Here is a 19,539-nt window from a genome sequence, read left to right as displayed (position 1 = left end):
ACCTATCTTCTTTACCTTTTTCTGAATCTTAAGGTGGAGGTCTTACTGCATGCAAATAGCAGGATAAAAATGAATCTGTAGATTGGTAAAATGGTTAAAGGAAAGAGGTAATCTAGCTATTGGTAGATTGCCTTTTTTCTATAGAAGGAGAGAGAACATGATTATTCATATTTTAGCTGGAGGTCCAGTAGAGTGTTGGGCGGATTTTTCAAAATATGAGAGTGAGGAGGTTGTATGGGCAGCTGTTGACCGAGGGGTATATCGTTTGTTACAGCTCGGAATAACACCACAAGTAGCTTTTGGTGATTATGATTCTGTTACAGAAGAAGAGTTAGTATGGATGCGAAAACAAAAACAAGACTTGCATATTGTACCGAAAGAAAAGGATCAAACGGATTTAGAGATTGCAATTAATTGGGCTTTAGAGCAAGAACCAGAACAGATTCGTATTTTTGGTGCAACAGGTGGAAGATTGGATCATGGTTTAGCAAACACTCAAATGCTACTAAAGGGCTTACGAGCAAATGTGAACATGAGCATTGTAGATTATAAAAATGAAATTTTTGTTAAAGAATCAGGTGCATATACAATAGAAGAAAATTCATCATTTCCTTACATATCTTTTGTTCCTGTTACAGAAATAGTATTGGGAATTACACTTCGCGGTTTTAAATATCCTCTTACAGATAAAACGATAGAATGGGGATCAACACTTTGTATTAGTAATGAACTCGTTGCGGAAAAAGGTACTTTTTCATTTACTTCTGGCATATTAATGGTGATAAGAAGCACTGATTGAAGAACTACTTTTGTCGCTACGTCATATAGTAAACAAGTGGAGTAATGGGGATTAGGAGGGAAACCATGAGATTTTATACAATTAAGTTGCCAAAATTTCTTGGTGGAATTGTTCGCGCGGTGTTGAATACCTTTAAAAAGGAATAAAAAAAGCACCTGTTACCGGTGCTTTTTTCATGAGGATAATAAAAAAAGAGCCAAAAGGCTCTTTTTTATTATTAAACACGTTCGATTTTGCCAGATTTTAATGCTCTAGCAGAAACGTAAACACGTTGAACTTTACCGTCAATGCGTACGCGAACTTTTTGAAGGTTAGCGCCCCATTTACGTTTTGTAGCGTTCATTGCGTGAGAACGAGAGTTACCAGAACGAGCTTTTCTTCCAGTAATAGCACAAACACGAGCCATCTATATTTCCCTCCCTTAACTACCGTAACCTACGTAATTTTCAATGTTAGTCTTTTATGCGATGCTAAAAACACTACTATAATTTAACACAACTAAAAAGAGAATGCAACAGTGTATCAGAAAGAAATCAAGAAAAATTACTTGACACTATATATAAGAAAAGCGGATATCAAGAAAAATCACTTGACATATTATAGGGATATGTGTTGTATAATAAAAATGGACTATTGTGCTCATCATAAAAAGAAGTGCTATATTATTCTATAAATACGAGAGCGAAAGTAAAGAACGTTGGAATTTTTTTTGAAAAGATTATATGATAGTAATTAAAGTAGTCTAGCTCACTTTCACCATTTCTAAAGGGGGAAAAGAGATGTCAATTGAAATCAAAACAAAGTTCGGTCAAATTGATATTAGTACAGATGTAATTGCAACAATTGCTGGAGGCGCTGCAGTAGATTGCTACGGCATCGTTGGTATGGCGTCAAAAAATCAATTAAAAGATGGATTAACAGAAATCTTACGAAAAGAAAATTTCACAAGAGGCGTTATTGTTCGTAAAGAGAATGATGAAGTACATATTGACATGTATATTATCGTGAGCTATGGTACAAAAATTTCAGAGGTAGCACACAATGTTCAAACGAAAGTGAAGTATACATTAGATCAAACAGTAGGACTAGCAGTAGATTCTGTAAACATCTACGTGCAAGGAGTAAAAGTAACAAACTTGTAATGTGCATTAAGGAGGAAAATCTGTGTCAATTCAAAAAATTGATGGGAAGCGTTTAGCCCAAATGATTCTGCAAGGGGCAAATAATTTAACAAATAACGTCAAGCTAGTTGATGCTTTAAACGTTTTTCCAGTTCCAGATGGCGATACCGGTACAAACATGAATTTATCGATGACTTCAGGAGCGAGAGAAGTAAAGAAAAATCCTTCTGAGCATGCTGGGAAAGTCGGAGTGAGCTTAGCGAAAGGATTATTAATGGGAGCACGTGGAAATTCTGGCGTAATTTTATCTCAGCTTTTCCGTGGCTTCTCAAAATCTATTGAGCAAAAAGAAACGTTAACAACAGTTGATTTTGCTGATGCTTTAGAAGCTGGTGTAGAAACTGCATATAAAGCAGTTATGAAACCGATTGAAGGAACGATTTTAACTGTTGCAAGAGAAACGAGTAAACATGCAGTCACAGTTGCGAAAAAACAACGCGACTTTGTTTTGTTTATGGAAGAAGTTGTGAAAGAGGCGAACGCATCTTTAAATCGTACGCCGGATTTATTACCTGTATTAAAGCAAGTTGGTGTTGTAGATAGCGGTGGTAAAGGCCTTGTTGTTGTGTATGAAGGCTTTTTAGCTGAGTTAAAAGGTGAAACAATTACTTCTGATGAGCCAGCGCAACCATCTATGAATGAAATGGTACGTGCAGAACATCACCGTAGTGTACAAAGCCAATTGAGTACAGAAGATATCACATATGGCTACTGTACAGAATTTATGGTCAAACTAGACGAAGAGAAGATGAAAGAACATAACTTCTCTGAGCAAAAATTCCGTGAAGATATTAGCGTGTACGGTGATTCATTGCTGGTTGTATCTGATGATGAAATCGTGAAAGTTCACATTCATGCAGAGCATCCTGGAGATGCAATGAACTACGGACAACGTTATGGTAGCCTAATTAATATTAAAGTAGAAAATATGCGTGAACAACATACCGCTTTATTAGATGAGCCTGCAGTGATGCATGAAGAAGTGAAACAATCTGCAGAAAAGCAGCCTTACGGAATCGTAACGGTAGCGATGGGATCTGGTATTAAAGAATTGTTTGAAAGTATCGGCGCGACGGTAGTTATTGAAGGCGGCCAAACGATGAATCCAAGTACAGAGGATATTGTAAAAGCAATTGAAGAAGCAAATGCAGAAAAAGTTATTATTTTACCAAACAACGGTAATATTGTAATGGCTGCAGAACAAGCTGCTTCTGTACTGAACCAAGAAGTAATCGTTGTTCGTTCGAAAACAGTTCCGCAAGGTATGGCAGCGATGCTAGCATTCAATTCAGTAGGAACGCTGGAAGAAAATGCAGCAAATATGAATGAGGCGCTTACTCATGTGAAGACAGGCCAAATTACGTATGCGGTTCGTGATACAGAGATTGATGGTGTAACAATTCATAAAGATGATTTCATGTGCATTGCCGATGGAAAAATTGTATCAACGGATGCAAAGAAATTAGAAGCTGCGAAAAAGCTGTTAGAAAATATGCTTGATGAAGATGCAGAAATCTTAACGATTTTACAAGGTGAGGATGCATCGGAAGAAGAGGTAGCTGCATTGGTAGCATTTGTAGAAGAAAAATTTGAAGATGTAGAGGTTGAGGTTCATAACGGAAATCAACCTATATATTCCTTTATTTTTTCTGTCGAATAAAGTGAAACTTCATCCCTGTTAGTGGTTAGCTCCGCTAATCGAACTTTGTACGTAGCGTATCTCCTTCGAAAATGGGATTGCTCTGCATAGGGTGAGACAATATAAATAATGAGAGGGCCTTACTAGCTAATGCAGTGAGGCTCTCTTTCTTGTTTATCCCGTATGAACGAGCAGTAAGCTCCCGCCTCAAGATTCGGAGAAAATCGTTGTCCAGCTCTAGCGGCTAGAATCTCCGGTCGTTTCGCCCCCTCGGACGAGGCAAAAAGCACCTCTCTGCCTTGAGCTCCAACGTCCTGCGATTCTGGGCGAGCCGCTTCCGCTTTTCTACAGAAGATAGGTGTGGGATAACTGCCCGTAAAAGTCCGATTGGTGAGAGCTTTCCATCAGTGGGGGATGAAGCACCCCCCGCTGATGGAAGTTCCGCTTTATCCCGCTATGCGTGGGCAGTAAGACCCCGTTGATGGAAATGTCGCTTTATAATAAGTGCTACATAGGAAGAAAATGGTAGGAAAATAGAAATAGGTAGCTGGAATTTGGATTGGTATATGTGGCTAGATAAGGGGGAAACGACTGTTCCGCTTTACTAATGCTATGGTAGAATAGGAGAGGTAGAGATTGCGTATTTAAAATGCGAATGGAGATATGTAGTCATTATGATGATATAACGTACAAGGAAAGAAGATACGTATTGTATGTGAAGAGTTAGGAATAAGATTTAACGGAGCGTGAAGATCTTGAATGAAGTTGTGCAAGTTCCGATTACGGATGTGAAAGGAATTGGAGAAGAAACAGCTGTATTATTAAATGAGATGGGGATTTTTACGGTTTCTGATTTACTAGAGCATTTTCCATATCGATACGAAGACTATGCGATGAAAGATTTAGCTGAAGTTAAGCACGAAGAACGTGTAACGGTGGAAGGAAAAGTACATAGTGCGCCGTTGTTGCAGTATTATGGAAAGAAGAAATCTCGTCTCACTGTACGTGTTCTCGTTGGGCGTTATTTAATTACAGCCGTATGCTTTAATAGACCGTACTATAAGCAGAAATTAAATATTGATGAAACAATAACGATAACTGGAAAGTGGGATCAACACCGTCAAACAATTTCGGTATCTGAACTCCACTTTGGACCTGTTGTACGTCAACAAGAAGTAGAGCCGGTATATTCGGTTAAAGGGAAATTGACAGTAAAACAGATGCGGCGTTTTATTGCGCAAGCATTTAAAGAATACGGTTCTTTTGTGAAAGAAGTACTGCCAGATGGGTTGTTGTCTCGGTATAAATTATTATCTCGTTATGAAGCGTTATATGCCTTGCATTTTCCTAGTGGACAAGAAGATATGAAACAGGCGCGCCGGCGCTTTGTATATGAAGAATTTTTCTTGTTCCAATTGAAAATGCAAGCACTTCGTAAAATGGAACGAGAAAGTTCAAAAGGGATAGAAAAAGATGTCTCTCTTGAGTTGTTAGAAGAGTTTATAGGTGCACTTCCTTTTCCTTTAACGAATGCGCAGCATCGTGTAGTTTTGGAAATTATGAAAGATTTGCAGTCACCGTATCGAATGAATCGCTTATTACAAGGGGATGTAGGCTCGGGGAAAACGGTAGTTGCTGCTATTGCTTTATATGCGGCGAAATTAGCTGGATATCAAGGAGCATTAATGGTACCGACAGAAATTTTGGCTGAGCAACATCATCAATCGCTCGTATCTACGTTTGCTCATTTTAATATGAATATTGAATTATTAACAAGTTCTGTAAAGGGAGCGCGTCGTCGTGATATATTAGCTAGACTAGAACAAGGAGAGATTGATATTCTTGTTGGAACGCATGCTTTAATTCAAGATGAAGTCATATTTCACAGGCTTGGACTTGTTATTACGGACGAGCAACATCGATTTGGTGTAGCGCAGCGCCGGGTTTTGAGAGAGAAAGGTGAAAGTCCAGATGTTTTATTTATGACGGCAACACCAATTCCTCGTACGTTGGCGATTACTGCGTTTGGTGAAATGGATGTATCAATTATTGATGAGATGCCGGCGGGGCGTAAAGTAATTGAAACGTACTGGGCGAAACACGATATGTTTGAGCGTGTTCTTGGATTTGTTGAGAAAGAAGTGAAAAAAGGACGACAAGCATATGTCATTTGCCCGCTAATTGAAGAATCAGAGAAACTGGACGTGCAAAATGCAATTGATTTGCATAGTATGTTGACTCATCATTATCAAGGGAAATTTCAAGTTGGATTAATGCATGGACGCCTTTCTTCTCAGGAGAAAGATGAAGTAATGCAACAATTTAGTGAAAATAAAGTACAAATTCTCATTTCGACAACAGTTGTAGAAGTTGGTGTGAACGTACCGAATGCAACAACAATGGTTATTTATGATGCGGAACGTTTTGGATTATCACAACTTCACCAACTTCGTGGTCGTGTAGGGCGTGGAAGTGAACAATCTTATTGTATTTTAATTGCTGATCCGAAATCAGAAACGGGAAAAGAGCGCATGCGTATTATGACAGAGACAAATGATGGCTTTGTGTTATCAGAAAAAGATTTGGAGCTGCGTGGTCCTGGGGATTTCTTTGGAAGTAAGCAAAGTGGTTTACCTGAATTTAAAGTAGCTGATATGGTACATGATTATCGAGCATTAGAAACAGCTAGGCAAGATGCAGCTTTACTTGTGGATTCAACTGCATTTTGGCAAAGTGGGCAGTATGAAATGCTACGGAAATATTTAGAGAAATCAGGTGTTTTTCAAGGAGAAAAGCTGGATTAAAGCGGAAGAAACAAAAAAATGTTGCATTCTGTATTTAATGCTTATATACTACTGTTAGTACCTAGTCATAAAAATGGATGGTGCGGAATGAAAAAAAGAAGGAAAAAAGAAAGACAAGAGTTGTTACAACATACAATAGAAGCAAATCCGTTTATTACGGATGAAGAATTAGCTGAACAATTTCAGGTGAGTATTCAAACGATTCGTCTTGATCGTATGGAACTTTCGATTCCTGAATTGCGAGAACGAATTAAACATGTGGCAACGAAACAACATGAAGAAGATGTAAAATCCTTACCGCTTGATGAAGTGGTAGGAGAAATTATTGATATAGAATTAGATAGACATGCGATTTCAATTTTTGAAGTGAAAGTAGAACATGTCTTTAAACGTAATCAAATTGCTCGTGGGCATCATTTATTTGCACAAGCGAACTCATTAGCTGTTGCGGTTATTGATGAAGAACTAGCTTTAACTGCAAAGTCCACCATTCGATATATTCGTCCTGTAAAATTAGGAGAGCGTGTTGTTGCAAAAGCGCGTGTTGAAGATGTGGAGAATGATAAAGGACGGACGGTTGTAAAAGTGCAAAGTTTTGTCGGAGATGAACTTGTTTTTAAAGGCACTTTTGAAATGTATCGATCTAGTAATTATAGTGAGGAAGGTAACAACTTATGAGAATCGCAATAGATGCAATGGGCGGCGATCATGCGCCAAAATCTGTCGTACTCGGAGCAATGAAGGCAATTAAACAATATTCAGATTTACATATTACATTAGTAGGAAAAGAAGACGAAATTCGTAAGTATTTAACAAGTGAAGAGCGTATTACTGTACTGCATACAGATGAAGTAATTGAAGGGACGGATGAGCCGGTACGAGCAGTACGTCGCAAAAAACAGGCTTCCATGGTACTTGCTGCGCAGCAAGTAAAAGAAGGTGCAGCTGATGCTTGTATTTCCGCAGGGAATACGGGGGCTCTTATGGCAGCTGGATTATTTGTAATTGGACGTATAGAAGGGATTGAACGCCCAGCTCTTTCGCCTACTATGCCAACAGTAGACGGCAAAGGATTTGTTATGTTAGATGTTGGAGCAAACGTCGATGCAAAAGCAATTCATTTATACCAATATGCTGTAATGGGATCTGTATATGCAGAGAAAGTGAGAGGAATTGCTAATCCTCGCGTAGGTCTTTTAAATGTTGGAACTGAGGATGGAAAAGGAAATGAGCTTTCTAAGCAAGTTTTTGCAATGCTAAAAGATGCACCGATTAACTTTGTTGGAAATGTAGAATCACGAGACTTATTACACGGTGTAGCTGATGTGGTTGTTTGTGATGGATTTACCGGAAATGTTGCCCTTAAAACGTTAGAGGGTACTGCACTTGCATTATTCTCAATGCTAAAAGAGCAATTGATGAGTTCGTTTACAAGTAAACTAGCGGCGGCGGTATTAAAACCAAAGCTTATGGTGTTAAAAGATAAAATGGATTATTCAGAGTATGGAGGAGCGGCTTTATTTGGATTGAAAGCTCCTGTCATCAAAGCGCACGGTTCCTCCAATGACCAATCGATTTTTAGTGCGATTCGTCAAACTAGAGAAATGGTAGCGAAGGAAGTTATTCCTACTATTACGAGTGTAATAGAGGAGGAGCCGCTTCAATAATGAGGAGGGTTTGAAATGGGAAAACTGGCATTTCTTTTTCCAGGACAAGGTTCACAGGCAGTTGGAATGGGAAAACAATTAGCAGAAAGTCATGAAGAGGTTGCGAAAGTATTTCATCAGGCTGATGAAATTTTAAAAGATTCTCTTTCATCACTTATTTTTGAGGGACCTCAAGAAACGTTGACGTTAACAACAAATGCACAGCCAGCATTATTAACGACAAGTATTGCAATTTTAAAGGCGCTGGAGCAGTATGAGATTAAACCTGACTATGTTGCAGGACATAGTTTAGGTGAGTATAGTGCACTGGTAGCAGCGGGTGCTATGTCATTTGAAGATGGTGTATACGCTGTAAGAAAACGCGGTGAGTACATGGAAGAAGCTGTGCCAAATGGCGAAGGTGCAATGGCAGCTATTCTGGGAGCGGATCCAGATATGTTAAAACAGGTGACCGAAGAGGTGACACAGGAAGGATATGCTGTACAAGTTGCGAATATGAACAGCACGAAGCAAATTGTCATTTCTGGTACAAAGCAAGGTGTGGAATTGGCTTCAGAAAGAGCGAAAGAAAATGGTGCAAAACGTGCAATTCCATTACGCGTTAGCGGTCCGTTTCATTCATCGCTTATGAAACCAGCGGCTGAGAAGTTTCGCGGTGTGTTAAATGAAATTTCAATTCAAGATGTGAAGGTTCCCGTTGTTGCAAATGTAACGGCAGATTGCATTACTCGTAAAGAGGATATTCAAGAAAAATTAATTGAACAACTCTATTCCCCTGTATTATGGTACCCATCCATTGAACGGATGGTAGAACTTGGTGTGGATACATTTATTGAAATTGGGCCTGGAAAGGTTTTAGCTGGTCTTATGAAATCAATCGCTCCATCTGCGAAAGTATATGCGATATATGATGAAGAGACGATGAAGGATACCATTTCAAAACTGAGAGGAGAAGGCTAATGTTATTAAAAGATAAAGTCGCATTAGTAACGGGAGCATCTCGTGGAATCGGTCGTGCAATTGCATTAGATTTAGCAAAACAAGGTGCGAAAGTAGTTGTAAACTACGCAGGAAACGAATTAAAAGCAAATGAAGTTGTAGATGAGATTAAAAAATTAGGCTCAGAAGCAATTGCAGTAAAAGCAAATGTTGCTAGTAGCGAAGAAGTGACTGATATGGTAAAACAAACAGTTGATACATTTGGTCAAATTGATATTCTTGTAAATAACGCTGGTATTACAAAAGACAATTTACTAATGCGTATGAAAGAAGAAGAATGGGATGCTGTTATTAATACAAACTTAAAAGGTGTCTTTTTATGTACAAAAGCTGTATCTCGCTATATGATGCGTCAACGCCATGGTCGGATTATTAATATCGCCTCTGTTGTTGGTGTTACTGGGAACCCAGGGCAAGCAAACTACGTTGCAGCAAAAGCGGGTGTAATTGGATTAACAAAAACTTCAGCAAAAGAGCTAGCAAGTCGTAATATTACAGTAAATGCAATTGCTCCTGGATTTATCGTAACAGATATGACAGATGTATTGGCAGAAGATGTGAAGAATGAAATGCTAAAATTAATCCCAATTGCAAAATTTGGAGAAGCAGAAGATATTTCAAATGCAGTTGCATTTTTAGCATCAGATGCGAGCCGTTATATCACTGGGCAAACACTTCATGTTGATGGCGGCATGGTGATGTAAAAGGAAAAACTACAGAAATAGGTTGATTTCATCTAGCTTTTCTGTACAATATTAAATATAATGGCTTGAGAAGATCGGAAAAATAGTGGTCTAATCTACGGATAAATTTAAAAAAGTGGTTGTTTGTCAATACTTTTTAAAGGAGGTGAATGAATATGGCAGACGTTTTAGAGCGTGTAACGAAAATTATCGTAGATCGTCTAGGAGTAGACGAAACAGAGGTAACAACAGCTGCAAACTTTAAAGAAGATTTAGGTGCTGATTCTCTAGATGTAGTAGAACTTGTAATGCAACTAGAAGATGAGTTTGAAATGGAAATTTCTGATGAGGAAGCAGAAAAAATTGCTACTGTTGGCGATGCTGTGACTTACATAGAGAGTCATCTATAATGCTTGATGAAGTCCCGTTTATATACGGGGCTTTCTCAGCATATATATCTGGAGGGACCTATGCCGTACAGAAAGTATAGAGATAAGAAGTATGAAGCGAAATATCGCGAGGCTTTTAAAAAGTTCCAAGCGAAAATAGGTATTACATTTACAAATGAAAAATTGTTGATTCAGGCATTTACGCATTCATCGTATGTGAATGAGCATCGAAAAAAGCCACATGAAGATAATGAGCGTCTTGAATTTCTTGGTGATGCGGTATTAGAACTGACGGTTTCGCAATATTTGTTTCAAAAATATCCGACAATGAGCGAGGGAGAATTAACAAAACTTCGCGCGGCTATTGTATGTGAACCTTCTCTCGTTCGTTTTGCGAATGAGCTAGCATTTGGTAATCTTGTCCTTTTAGGAAAAGGGGAAGAAATGACAGGAGGTCGCGAACGTCCAGCGTTATTAGCGGATGTCTTTGAAGCGTTTATTGGAGCACTTTACTTGGACCAAGGTTTAGACAAGGTATGGGGATTTTTAAAAACAGTTGTTTATCCGAAAATTAATGAAGGTGCTTTTTCTCATGTGATGGATTTTAAGAGTCAACTACAAGAATTAATTCAGCGTGATGGTAGCGGTAATATAGAGTATCAAATTTTGCAAGAAAAAGGACCAGCCCATAATCGAGAGTTTGTATCGCGTGTTACATTAAACGGCGAAGTATTAGGACTTGGAAGTGGAAAGTCTAAGAAAGAGGCAGAACAACATGCCGCCCAAGAAGCGTTAGAAAAATTAAAAGAGCATTCATAACGAATCCCCCTTCTACTTAGGGGGATTCCTTGTGCATAAAGGGGGAAGGCCTTTCGTGTTTTTAAAACGGTTAGAGATAGCAGGATTTAAATCTTTTGCAGAACGTGTATCGATTGACTTTGTACCAGGTGTAACGTCTGTGGTAGGTCCAAATGGAAGTGGAAAAAGTAACATTACAGATGCCATTCGTTGGGTACTTGGTGAGCAATCCGTAAAGTCGCTGCGCGGTGCGAAAATGGAAGATATTATTTTTTCAGGCAGTGATACACGTAAAGCGTTGAATGTTGCTGAGGTGACATTAACATTAAATAATGAGGATCAGCGTTTGCCGATTGAATATAACGAAGTAAGTGTAACAAGACGAGTATATCGTTCAGGAGATAGTGATTTTCTGATTAACAAACAATCTTGTCGTTTAAAAGATATTGTAGATTTATTTATGGACTCTGGTATGGGACGTGAAGCATTTTCTATTATCAGTCAGGGGAAAGTAGAAGAGATTTTAAGTAGTAAGTCAGAAGACCGCCGTAGTGTTTTTGAAGAAGCAGCTGGTGTACTGAAATATAAAATCCGTAAAAAGAAAGCGGAAGGAAAATTAGCGGAGACACAAGATAATTTAAATCGTGTAGAAGATATTATTCATGAATTGAGTGCTCAAGTTGAACCTCTTGAAAGACAAGCTTCGATTGCAAAAGATTATCTTGAGAAAAAAGAAGAATTAGAAAAAGTTGAAGCGGCATTAATAGTATATGAAATTGAAGAGTTACATGAAAAATGGGAAGCGCTTCGCGAGCAATTTAAACATAACAAAGATGAAGAAGTGAAATTATCAGCACATCTTCAAAAAAATGAAGCGGATTTAGAAGAAGTGCGTGGAAACGTACAAGCCATTGATGAATCTGTTCAATCTTTGCAAGAGGTTCTTCTTCTTTCTAGTAAAGAACTTGAAAAATTAGAAGGGCAACGTGAGCTGCTGAAAGAAAGAAAGCACAATGCGACAACACATTGTGCACAGTTAGAAGCACTCATTCATGAATTAACAGACAAAGTTTCTGCATATGAAGGAAGTGTTGTGCAAGGAACTGACGAATTAATGAAATTAACAAATCATGTGAAAGAGTTAGAACAGAAACTGCATGATAGTGAAAGATTGTTGTCTACATATGTACAAAATTTAGATGAGCAAATCGAGTATTTAAAAGGTGATTATATTGAACTTTTAAATCAACAGGCAAGTTACCGAAATGAACTTTCTATGTTAGAGGAACAATTTAAACAAAGAGATTTCAAAAACCAGCGTCTTGACGAAGAAAATGAAAAATATGTGCAGATGCGCATAGAAATTGCACAGAAAAAATCAACGTTCGTTGAAAAATATGAACATATAAAAGAGCAAATTGCAAATCTGCTGTCAAGTATGCAGCAAACGGACGTTGCACTTGGGAAATGTAAAGAACAATATAGCGAAAATGAGAGCAAGTTGTACCAAGCATATCAATATGTTCAACAAGCTCGTTCTCGTAAAGAAATGCTTGAAGAAATGCAAGTGGATTATTCGGGATTTTATCAAGGAGTTCGTGAAGTATTAAAGGCACGTGATAGCCAGTTGCATGGTATTGAAGGTGCAGTTGCAGAACTTCTTACTGTACCGAAAAAATACGAAGTGGCAATGGAAATTGCGCTTGGGGCAGCAATGCAGCATGTTGTTGTACAAACAGAAGAACATGCGCGCCGAGCAATTGCATTTTTAAAGCAAAATCGCCATGGACGTGCGACTTTTTTACCGCAAAGTGTAATTAAAGGGAGAGCACTTAATGCAGAGCAACTTCGTATTGTAAATCAGCACGCATCATTTATAGGAGTAGCTTCAGAGCTTATGCAGTACAATAATAAATATGAAAATGTTATTACAAATTTATTAGGTACGGTAATTGTTGCTCATGATTTAAAAGGAGCGAATGAATTAGCAAAGCAGCTACAATATCGTTATCGTATTGTTACATTAGAAGGTGACCTTGTAAATCCAGGGGGTTCAATGACGGGTGGTGCCGTGAAGCAAACGAATTCCTCTCTATTAGGACGTCAACGTGAATTAGAAGAGTGGAATGAAAAGTTGGCAGATATGGAAGAAAAGACGGAAAAACTAGAAAGCTACGTCAAAGCGTTAAAACAAGAAATACAAGAAAAAGAAGTGCAGATGAAAGAAATTCGACAAAGCGTCGATGAAAAGCGTGTAGATGAACAAAAATGCAAGGAAGAGATTAATCAGCTAGAACTAGAAGAGCATCGTATTAATGAGCGCTTATCTATTTATGATTTAGAGCTAGAAGGATTTTTGCAAGATCAAGTGAAGATACAAGGGCGGAAAACAGAGCTAGAAGAAACGCTTACTGAGCTGCAAGAAAAAATTATGCAACTTGATACAACAATTAAAGAATTAACGAAGCAAAAGAGTGAGCAACATTCTTCGAAAGAAAAAGTGCAGACAGAAATTACGGAGTTAAAAGTACAAGCAGCTGAAAAGCAACAACAATTATCGAATCAAAAAGAGACAGTAGACCGCCTCATGAAAGAACAAGATGAGACAAAAAAGAATCTTATAAAGACAAAAGAAGATTTAGCATTCTTGAAACAAGAAATGACATCGAATTCCAGTGGTGAAGAGCAAATTACAAGTATGATTCAAAAGAAAACCCACGATCGAAATCAAACTGTCGAATTAATTAGCTCACGCCGTGAACAACGCCTTGATCTTCAAGGGCGACTAGAATATTTAGATTTAGAGGTAAAAGAAGCGAAACGTCAGCATAAATACTTGCTCGATGTATTAAAAGATGAAGAAGTAAAAATAAATCGTCTAGACGTGGAGTTAGAAAACCGCTTGCAGCACTTACAAGAAACATATACCATTTCTTTCGAAGCTGCGAAACAAAAGTATACGATGACAATGTCTGGTGATGAAGCTCGTAAAAAAGTGAAATTAATTAAACTATCTATCGAAGAACTTGGGACAGTAAACTTAGGTTCGATTGATGAATACGAGCGTGTATCTGAGCGTCATACGTTCTTGTTAGAGCAGCGTGATGATTTGGAAGAGGCGAAAACAACATTGCATCAAGTAATTGATGAGATGGATGAGGAAATGAAAAAACGCTTTTCGTATACATTCCAAGCAATTCGTACAGAATTCCAGTTTGTGTTTAGTGAATTATTTGGCGGAGGGCGAGCGGATTTAGTTATGACAAACCCGCAAGATTTATTAAATACAGGAATTGATATTGTTGCACAGCCACCGGGAAAGAAATTGCAAAATTTAGGTCTTCTTTCTGGAGGGGAACGAGCATTAACAGCTATTGCATTGCTATTTAGTATTTTAAAAGTTCGTCCTGTACCGTTTTGTGTACTTGATGAGGTTGAAGCAGCGCTGGATGAAGCGAACGTTGCTCGTTTTGCGCAGTACTTGAGAAAGTTTAGTGATGAAACACAATTTATAGTCATTACACATCGAAAAGGAACAATGGAAGAATCAGATGTACTATATGGTGTAACGATGCAGGAATCTGGTGTTTCTAAGCTTGTATCTGTTCGTTTAGATGACGGGGCAGAAGTTGTGACAAGTGAATAGAGAGGATGGGAAAGAATGAGTTTTTTTAAAAAATTAAAAGAAAAAATTTCAAAGCAAACAGATACGGTAACAGAAAAGTTTAAACACGGTTTAGAGAAAACGAGAAACTCTTTTGCTGAAAAGGTAAATGACTTAGTATATCGTTATCGCAAGGTTGATGAAGATTTCTTCGAAGAGTTAGAAGAAATTTTAATTGGTGCGGATGTGGGTGTGTCCACAGTAATGGAATTAATTGACCAATTAAGAGATGAAGTGAAACGTCGTAATATCCAGGACCCAAGAGAAGTACAAGCTGTTATCTCTGAAAAATTAGTTGAGATTTACAAAGGCGATGGTAATTTTAATAATGAATTAAATGTACAAGATAACGCATTGACAGTTATTTTATTTGTTGGGGTAAATGGTGTTGGGAAAACAACAACAATTGGAAAGATGGCTCATAAATTTAAAGCAGACGGCAAGTCTGTATTATTGGCGGCGGGTGATACATTCCGTGCCGGAGCGATTGAACAGCTAGAAGTATGGGGCGAACGTGTTGGTGTAGATGTGATTAAACAAGGATCAGGTTCGGATCCAGCAGCTGTTATGTACGATGCAATTCAGGCTGCAAAATCACGAAAAGTTGATGTATTGTTATGCGATACAGCAGGTCGTTTGCAAAACAAAGTTAATTTAATGAAAGAATTAGAGAAAGTAAAACGTGTAATCGAACGTGAGGTTCCTGGAGCTCCTCATGAAGTATTACTTGTTATTGATGCGACAACAGGACAAAATGGTTTAAGTCAAGCAAAAACATTCCGCGAGGCGACAAATGTAACAGGAATTGTACTAACGAAATTAGATGGAACTGCTAAAGGTGGAATCGTATTAGCAATTCGTAATGAGATGGATGTACCGGTGAAGTTTGTGGGCCTTGGAGAAAAAATGGATGACTTGCAAGAATTTAACCCAGAACAATATGTATATGGACTATTTGCAGACTTTGTAGAAACAGAAGTAGAATAAAGCAAGGTTTCATTAGTGAGAGACTTTATATGTTACTAATAGTTTGCTGAATTCCTCCATGCTCTTACGTATATCTAAGTAGGAAATGTTTTTGGTAGGTATGTGGTAAAAAAGAAGAGGCGGTGCTTGCCGCTTCTTCTTTTTAAATTTAAATAAGATGTTAAGAAAAAAACTTGACACTCTTTTCTACTCCATGTAAACTAATTCATGTAAAGGTAATTCACTTAACAAAGGGTGATTCAACATGCTCGAAAAAACAACGAGAATGAATTATTTATTTGATTTTTATCATTCGTTGTTAACGCCAAAACAAAGAAGTTATATGTCACTTTACTATCTTGATGATCTCTCGCTTGGTGAAATTGCAGAAGAATTTGAAGTGAGCCGCCAAGCAGTGTATGATAACATTAAACGGACAGAAGCGATGCTTGAAGAATATGAAGAAAAGTTATTGTTACTTCAAAAGTTTCAAGAAAGGCAGCAACTTGTTGAAAAGTTAAAGCAGCTAATCAGCGAAGAAGAGCATGTAGATGAACAAGTGAAACAAGTTGTTGAAGCTATCGAAAATTTAGATTAGGAGGGCGGCAATATGGCATTTGAAGGATTAGCCGACCGACTTCAACAGACAATGCAAAAAATTCGCGGCAAAGGGAAAGTAACTGAAGCCGACGTAAAAGAAATGATGAGAGAAGTTCGTCTTGCTCTTTTAGAGGCAGACGTTAACTTTAAAGTAGTAAAAGATTTTGTTAAGCGTGTGTCTGAACGTGCTGTCGGACAAGATGTAATGAAAAGTTTAACACCTGGACAGCAAGTTATTAAAGTAGTACAGGAAGAACTTACAGAATTAATGGGTGGAGAGCAGAGTAAAATTGCTGTCTCTAACCGTCCGCCAACTGTTATTATGATGGTTGGTTTGCAGGGTGCAGGTAAAACGACGACAACAGGTAAGCTTGCGAATTTGCTTCGTAAAAAGCATAATCGTAAACCGATGTTGGTCGCGGCTGATATTTATCGCCCAGCAGCAATTAAACAGCTTGAAACACTTGGTAAGCAATTGGATATGCCAGTTTTCTCTTTAGGAGATAAGGTAAGTCCTGTTGAAATTGCAAAGCAAGCGATTGCGAAAGCTAAAGAAGATCACCATGATTATGTTCTGATTGATACAGCAGGTCGTCTGCATATTGATGAGGAGCTCATGGATGAATTAGCACAAGTTAAAGAAGTAGCCAATCCGGATGAAATTTTCCTTGTTGTTGATGCAATGACAGGACAAGATGCGGTAAATGTGGCTCAAAGCTTCCATGAACAGCTTGGTTTAACAGGTGTCGTATTAACAAAATTAGATGGTGATACGCGCGGAGGTGCAGCGCTATCTATTAAAGCTGTTACAAACACACCGATTAAATTTGCTGGTATGGGTGAGAAATTAGATGCATTAGAGGTATTTCATCCAGAACGTATGGCATCTCGTATTTTAGGTATGGGTGATGTTCTAACGTTAATTGAAAAGGCGCAGGCGACAGTTGATGAAGAAAAAGCAAGAGAACTTGAGCAAAAAATGCGTACACTTTCCTTTACGTTGGATGATTTTCTAGAGCAATTAGGACAAGTGCGTCAATTGGGACCGCTTGATGAACTTCTTAATATGCTTCCTGGTGCCGGGAAAATTAAAGGATTAAAAAATGTTCAAGTTGACGAAAAGCAAATTGGACACATTGAAGCGATTATTCGCTCAATGACAAAATTAGAGCGTGAACAACCGGAAATGATTAACGCTAGTCGTAAGAAACGTATCGCTAAAGGTAGCGGTACAACTGTACAAGAGATCAATCGTCTTTTGAAACAATTTGAAGATATGAAAAAGATGATGAAAACGATGTCTGGTATGCAAAAAGGTAAGAAAAAAGGACTAGGCGGCTTGAAGTTTCCATTTATGTAAGGAAAAAAAGATGGCTCTGTTAAGAAAAAATACTTTACAAAGGGTCACTCTTTTTGCTAATATTATTATCTGTGTGAAATATATTCGGAGGTGCTTTATAAATGGCAGTTAAAATTCGTTTAAAACGTATGGGAGCTAAAAAATCTCCTTTCTATCGTGTAGTTGTTGCAGATTCTCGTTCTCCTCGTGACGGACGTTTCATCGAGGAAATCGGAACTTACAATCCAGTTGCTCAACCAGCTGAAGTTAAAATCAACGAAGAAGCAGCATTAAAATGGTTAGGAAACGGTGCGAAACCATCTGATACAGTTCGTAACCTGTTCTCTAAACAAGGTATCATGGAGAAATTCCACTTATCTAAACAAGGTAAGTAATTCGAACAATGGCTATGACAGGGTTAATCGAAACAATTGTTAAACCCCTTGTGGATCATCCTGAAGATGTAAAGGTTACACAGGAACTGTACAACGGAGAGATGAAGTATCGATTAATCGTACATCCTGAGGATGTGGGTAAAGTCATTGGGAAACAAGGGCGAGTTGCAAAAGCAATTCGAACGATCTTATATGCAGCGGGACATCATCAAAATGAGAAAGTAACGCTGGAAATTCAATAAGCATAAAAAGGGCGAGGATCTGTTCCTCACCCTTTTTTAACATTTTAAGATAAATCGCATCTTCAGCAAAGAGAATGGAGATGCTAACGACATATAACAAACAGGGGTGACGTGCTGTTTATGACAAAATGGTTTAATGTAGGGAAAATTGTAAATACTCAAGGTGTTAAAGGAGAGGTACGTGTAATCTCTCGGACAGATTTTCCGGAAGAGCGCTATAAAGTAGGAAACATATTATACATATGGCAAGAGAAAGTGGCTGAGCCACTAGCTGTAAAGGTAACTTCTCATCGTCAGCATAAATCTTTTGATTTACTGACATTTGAAGGTTATAACAATATAAATGAAGTAGAGCAATTGAAAGGCTCTTTATTAAAAGTCCCAGAGGAGCAGCTTGGAGAATTGCCTGAAGGAGAATATTATTATCACGAAATTATTGGTTGTACTGTTGTAACAGAAGACGGAGAAACAATCGGTACGATTAAAGAAATTCTTTCTCCTGGCGCAAACGACGTTTGGGTCATCAAACAACCAAAAGGTCAAGATGTTTTAATCCCATATATCGAGGAAGTTGTCTTACAAGTAAACATTGATGAAAAGCTTGTGACCATTCAAGTAATGGAAGGATTACTGTAATGAAAATCGATATTTTAACATTGTTTCCAGAAATGTTTACGGGTGTTTTTGGTTCTTCTATATTAAAAAAAGCACAAGAAAAAGAAGCTGTGCAACTAAGAGTTGTGAACTTCCGTGATTATTCAACCAATAAACATAATAGTGTCGATGATTACCCGTATGGCGGGGGAGCGGGGATGGTGTTAACACCACAACCGATTTTTGATGCGGTAGAACAGTTAACGAAGGAAACAGAGCGTAAACCACGTATTGTGTTAATGTGTCCGCAAGGAGAGCGTTTTACGCAAAAGAAAGCTGAAGAGTTAGCGCAAGAAGAACATATAATTTTTGTTTGTGGTCATTATGAAGGGTATGATGAGCGTGTTCGCGAGCACCTTGTAACAGATGAAATTTCAATAGGAGATTACGTATTAACAGGCGGAGAACTGGCATCTATGGTTATTACAGATAGTGTTGTCCGTTTATTGCCTGATGTCCTAGGAAATCAACAATCACAAATAGAAGATTCATTTAGTACAGGCTTACTCGAACACCCGCATTATACAAGACCAGCGGATTTTCGTGGAATGAAAGTACCAGATGTACTTATGTCTGGTAATCATAAATATATTGAAGAATGGCGTCATAAAGAATCACTTCGCCGCACGCATATGCGCCGCCCTGACTTATTAGAGGAACGTAGTTTATCAAAACAAGAAGAAAAATGGTTAGCGGAATTTAAAGAAGAGAAGTAAAAAA

20 protein-coding genes are annotated in these 19,539 nt (G+C 38.1%); 19 read left to right on the top strand and 1 reads right to left on the bottom strand.

Going from position 1 to position 19,539, the window contains the following annotated elements:
- Positions 1-157 precede the first annotated feature (157 nt).
- Both WAX78_RS16695 and spoVM read left to right on the top strand, forming a co-directional pair.
- On the top strand, positions 158-799 hold the full coding sequence (locus tag WAX78_RS16695; protein ID WP_336483142.1) for a thiamine diphosphokinase: 642 nt from the start codon (positions 158-160) through the stop codon (positions 797-799).
- A 65-nt stretch (positions 800-864) separates the two neighbouring features.
- Positions 865-945, top strand: coding sequence for a stage V sporulation protein SpoVM (spoVM, locus tag WAX78_RS16690; protein WP_098309662.1), 81 nt, complete (start codon positions 865-867; stop codon positions 943-945).
- A gap of 71 nt (positions 946-1,016) precedes the next feature.
- Here spoVM and rpmB read toward each other — a convergent pair whose 3' ends face one another.
- On the bottom strand, positions 1,017-1,205 hold the full coding sequence (gene rpmB / locus WAX78_RS16685; protein WP_000124776.1) for a 50S ribosomal protein L28: 189 nt from the start codon (positions 1,203-1,205) through the stop codon (positions 1,017-1,019).
- Between the two features lie 373 nt (positions 1,206-1,578).
- On the opposite strand from rpmB, the gene WAX78_RS16680 reads away from it, so the two are divergent.
- The 17 genes from WAX78_RS16680 to trmD all read left to right on the top strand — a co-directional run bounded on the left by WAX78_RS16680 (position 1,579) and on the right by trmD (position 19,535).
- Positions 1,579-1,941 (top strand): Asp23/Gls24 family envelope stress response protein, encoded by a 363-nt coding sequence (locus tag WAX78_RS16680; RefSeq protein ID WP_336483141.1) that lies wholly within the window; start codon positions 1,579-1,581, stop codon positions 1,939-1,941.
- A 22-nt stretch (positions 1,942-1,963) separates the two neighbouring features.
- Positions 1,964-3,640 (top strand): DAK2 domain-containing protein, encoded by a 1,677-nt coding sequence (locus WAX78_RS16675; protein ID WP_336483140.1) that lies wholly within the window; start codon positions 1,964-1,966, stop codon positions 3,638-3,640.
- A 734-nt stretch (positions 3,641-4,374) separates the two neighbouring features.
- Complete coding sequence (gene recG, locus WAX78_RS16670) at positions 4,375-6,423, top strand: ATP-dependent DNA helicase RecG (protein ID WP_336483139.1); 2,049 nt, start codon at positions 4,375-4,377, stop codon at positions 6,421-6,423.
- A gap of 87 nt (positions 6,424-6,510) precedes the next feature.
- Positions 6,511-7,101: a transcription factor FapR gene (gene fapR, locus WAX78_RS16665; protein WP_336483138.1), complete on the top strand. Its 591-nt coding sequence runs from the start codon at positions 6,511-6,513 to the stop codon at positions 7,099-7,101.
- Positions 7,098-8,090 carry a phosphate acyltransferase PlsX gene (plsX, locus tag WAX78_RS16660; protein WP_336483137.1) on the top strand — a complete coding sequence of 331 codons (993 nt, stop codon included), beginning with the start codon at positions 7,098-7,100 and terminating at the stop codon, positions 8,088-8,090. The genes fapR and plsX overlap by 4 nt, the downstream gene beginning before the upstream one ends.
- A 15-nt stretch (positions 8,091-8,105) precedes the next feature.
- Positions 8,106-9,050: an ACP S-malonyltransferase gene (gene fabD, locus WAX78_RS16655; protein WP_336483136.1), complete on the top strand. Its 945-nt coding sequence runs from the start codon at positions 8,106-8,108 to the stop codon at positions 9,048-9,050.
- A complete protein-coding gene (gene fabG / locus WAX78_RS16650) occupies positions 9,050-9,793 on the top strand; it encodes a 3-oxoacyl-[acyl-carrier-protein] reductase (RefSeq protein ID WP_336483135.1) in 744 nt (247 codons plus the stop codon). Before fabD ends, fabG begins: the two co-directional genes overlap by 1 nt.
- Before the next feature lie 155 nt (positions 9,794-9,948).
- A complete protein-coding gene (acpP, locus tag WAX78_RS16645; protein ID WP_098309669.1) occupies positions 9,949-10,182 on the top strand; it encodes an acyl carrier protein in 234 nt (77 codons plus the stop codon).
- Between the two features lie 60 nt (positions 10,183-10,242).
- Positions 10,243-10,980 carry a ribonuclease III gene (rnc, locus tag WAX78_RS16640; protein WP_336483134.1) on the top strand — a complete coding sequence of 246 codons (738 nt, stop codon included), beginning with the start codon at positions 10,243-10,245 and terminating at the stop codon, positions 10,978-10,980.
- Positions 10,981-11,035: 55 nt separating this feature from the next.
- Positions 11,036-14,605 (top strand): chromosome segregation protein SMC, encoded by a 3,570-nt coding sequence (smc, locus tag WAX78_RS16635; RefSeq protein ID WP_336483133.1) that lies wholly within the window; start codon positions 11,036-11,038, stop codon positions 14,603-14,605.
- A gap of 15 nt (positions 14,606-14,620) precedes the next feature.
- On the top strand, positions 14,621-15,610 hold the full coding sequence (ftsY, locus tag WAX78_RS16630) for a signal recognition particle-docking protein FtsY (RefSeq protein ID WP_336483132.1): 990 nt from the start codon (positions 14,621-14,623) through the stop codon (positions 15,608-15,610).
- A 244-nt stretch (positions 15,611-15,854) separates the two neighbouring features.
- Entirely contained in the window at positions 15,855-16,187 is a 333-nt protein-coding gene (locus WAX78_RS16625; protein WP_154711789.1) for a putative DNA-binding protein, read from the top strand.
- A gap of 12 nt (positions 16,188-16,199) precedes the next feature.
- Entirely contained in the window at positions 16,200-17,549 is a 1,350-nt protein-coding gene (ffh, locus tag WAX78_RS16620) for a signal recognition particle protein (RefSeq protein ID WP_336483131.1), read from the top strand.
- A 101-nt stretch (positions 17,550-17,650) separates the two neighbouring features.
- A complete protein-coding gene (gene rpsP, locus WAX78_RS16615) occupies positions 17,651-17,923 on the top strand; it encodes a 30S ribosomal protein S16 (RefSeq protein WP_090912726.1) in 273 nt (90 codons plus the stop codon).
- 14 nt (positions 17,924-17,937) lie between these two features.
- A complete protein-coding gene (locus WAX78_RS16610; protein WP_336483130.1) occupies positions 17,938-18,165 on the top strand; it encodes a KH domain-containing protein in 228 nt (75 codons plus the stop codon).
- 120 nt (positions 18,166-18,285) lie between these two features.
- Positions 18,286-18,801, top strand: a complete 516-nt coding sequence (rimM, locus tag WAX78_RS16605; RefSeq protein WP_336483129.1) for a ribosome maturation factor RimM — start codon at positions 18,286-18,288, stop codon at positions 18,799-18,801.
- Entirely contained in the window at positions 18,801-19,535 is a 735-nt protein-coding gene (trmD, locus tag WAX78_RS16600) for a tRNA (guanosine(37)-N1)-methyltransferase TrmD (RefSeq protein ID WP_336483128.1), read from the top strand. Before rimM ends, trmD begins: the two co-directional genes overlap by 1 nt.
- Positions 19,536-19,539 lie beyond the last annotated feature (4 nt).

The sequence above is a fragment of the Bacillus yunxiaonensis genome (genome assembly GCF_037104695.1).
In the GTDB taxonomy this organism is placed as follows: Bacteria; Bacillota; Bacilli; order Bacillales; family Bacillaceae_G; genus Bacillus_A; species Bacillus_A yunxiaonensis.
This window is presented reverse-complemented; position numbering and strand designations above follow the sequence as displayed.

What these genes read in the sequence shown, in the direction of transcription:
- trmD (WP_336483128.1), top strand. Translation starts at nt 18,801, where the DNA reads ATGAAAATCGATATTTTAACATTGTTTCCAGAAATGTTTACGGGTGTT.
- fapR (WP_336483138.1), top strand. Translation starts at nt 6,511, where the DNA reads ATGAAAAAAAGAAGGAAAAAAGAAAGACAAGAGTTGTTACAACATACA.
- rimM (WP_336483129.1), top strand. Translation starts at nt 18,286, where the DNA reads ATGACAAAATGGTTTAATGTAGGGAAAATTGTAAATACTCAAGGTGTT.
- WAX78_RS16695 (WP_336483142.1), top strand. Translation starts at nt 158, where the DNA reads ATGATTATTCATATTTTAGCTGGAGGTCCAGTAGAGTGTTGGGCGGAT.
- ffh (WP_336483131.1), top strand. Translation starts at nt 16,200, where the DNA reads ATGGCATTTGAAGGATTAGCCGACCGACTTCAACAGACAATGCAAAAA.
- ftsY (WP_336483132.1), top strand. Translation starts at nt 14,621, where the DNA reads ATGAGTTTTTTTAAAAAATTAAAAGAAAAAATTTCAAAGCAAACAGAT.
- rnc (WP_336483134.1), top strand. Translation starts at nt 10,243, where the DNA reads ATGCCGTACAGAAAGTATAGAGATAAGAAGTATGAAGCGAAATATCGC.
- rpmB (WP_000124776.1), bottom strand. Translation starts at nt 1,205, where the DNA reads ATGGCTCGTGTTTGTGCTATTACTGGAAGAAAAGCTCGTTCTGGTAAC.
- fabG (WP_336483135.1), top strand. Translation starts at nt 9,050, where the DNA reads ATGTTATTAAAAGATAAAGTCGCATTAGTAACGGGAGCATCTCGTGGA.
- acpP (WP_098309669.1), top strand. Translation starts at nt 9,949, where the DNA reads ATGGCAGACGTTTTAGAGCGTGTAACGAAAATTATCGTAGATCGTCTA.
- spoVM (WP_098309662.1), top strand. Translation starts at nt 865, where the DNA reads ATGAGATTTTATACAATTAAGTTGCCAAAATTTCTTGGTGGAATTGTT.
- WAX78_RS16680 (WP_336483141.1), top strand. Translation starts at nt 1,579, where the DNA reads ATGTCAATTGAAATCAAAACAAAGTTCGGTCAAATTGATATTAGTACA.
- WAX78_RS16610 (WP_336483130.1), top strand. Translation starts at nt 17,938, where the DNA reads ATGACAGGGTTAATCGAAACAATTGTTAAACCCCTTGTGGATCATCCT.
- rpsP (WP_090912726.1), top strand. Translation starts at nt 17,651, where the DNA reads ATGGCAGTTAAAATTCGTTTAAAACGTATGGGAGCTAAAAAATCTCCT.
- plsX (WP_336483137.1), top strand. Translation starts at nt 7,098, where the DNA reads ATGAGAATCGCAATAGATGCAATGGGCGGCGATCATGCGCCAAAATCT.
- WAX78_RS16625 (WP_154711789.1), top strand. Translation starts at nt 15,855, where the DNA reads ATGCTCGAAAAAACAACGAGAATGAATTATTTATTTGATTTTTATCAT.
- fabD (WP_336483136.1), top strand. Translation starts at nt 8,106, where the DNA reads ATGGGAAAACTGGCATTTCTTTTTCCAGGACAAGGTTCACAGGCAGTT.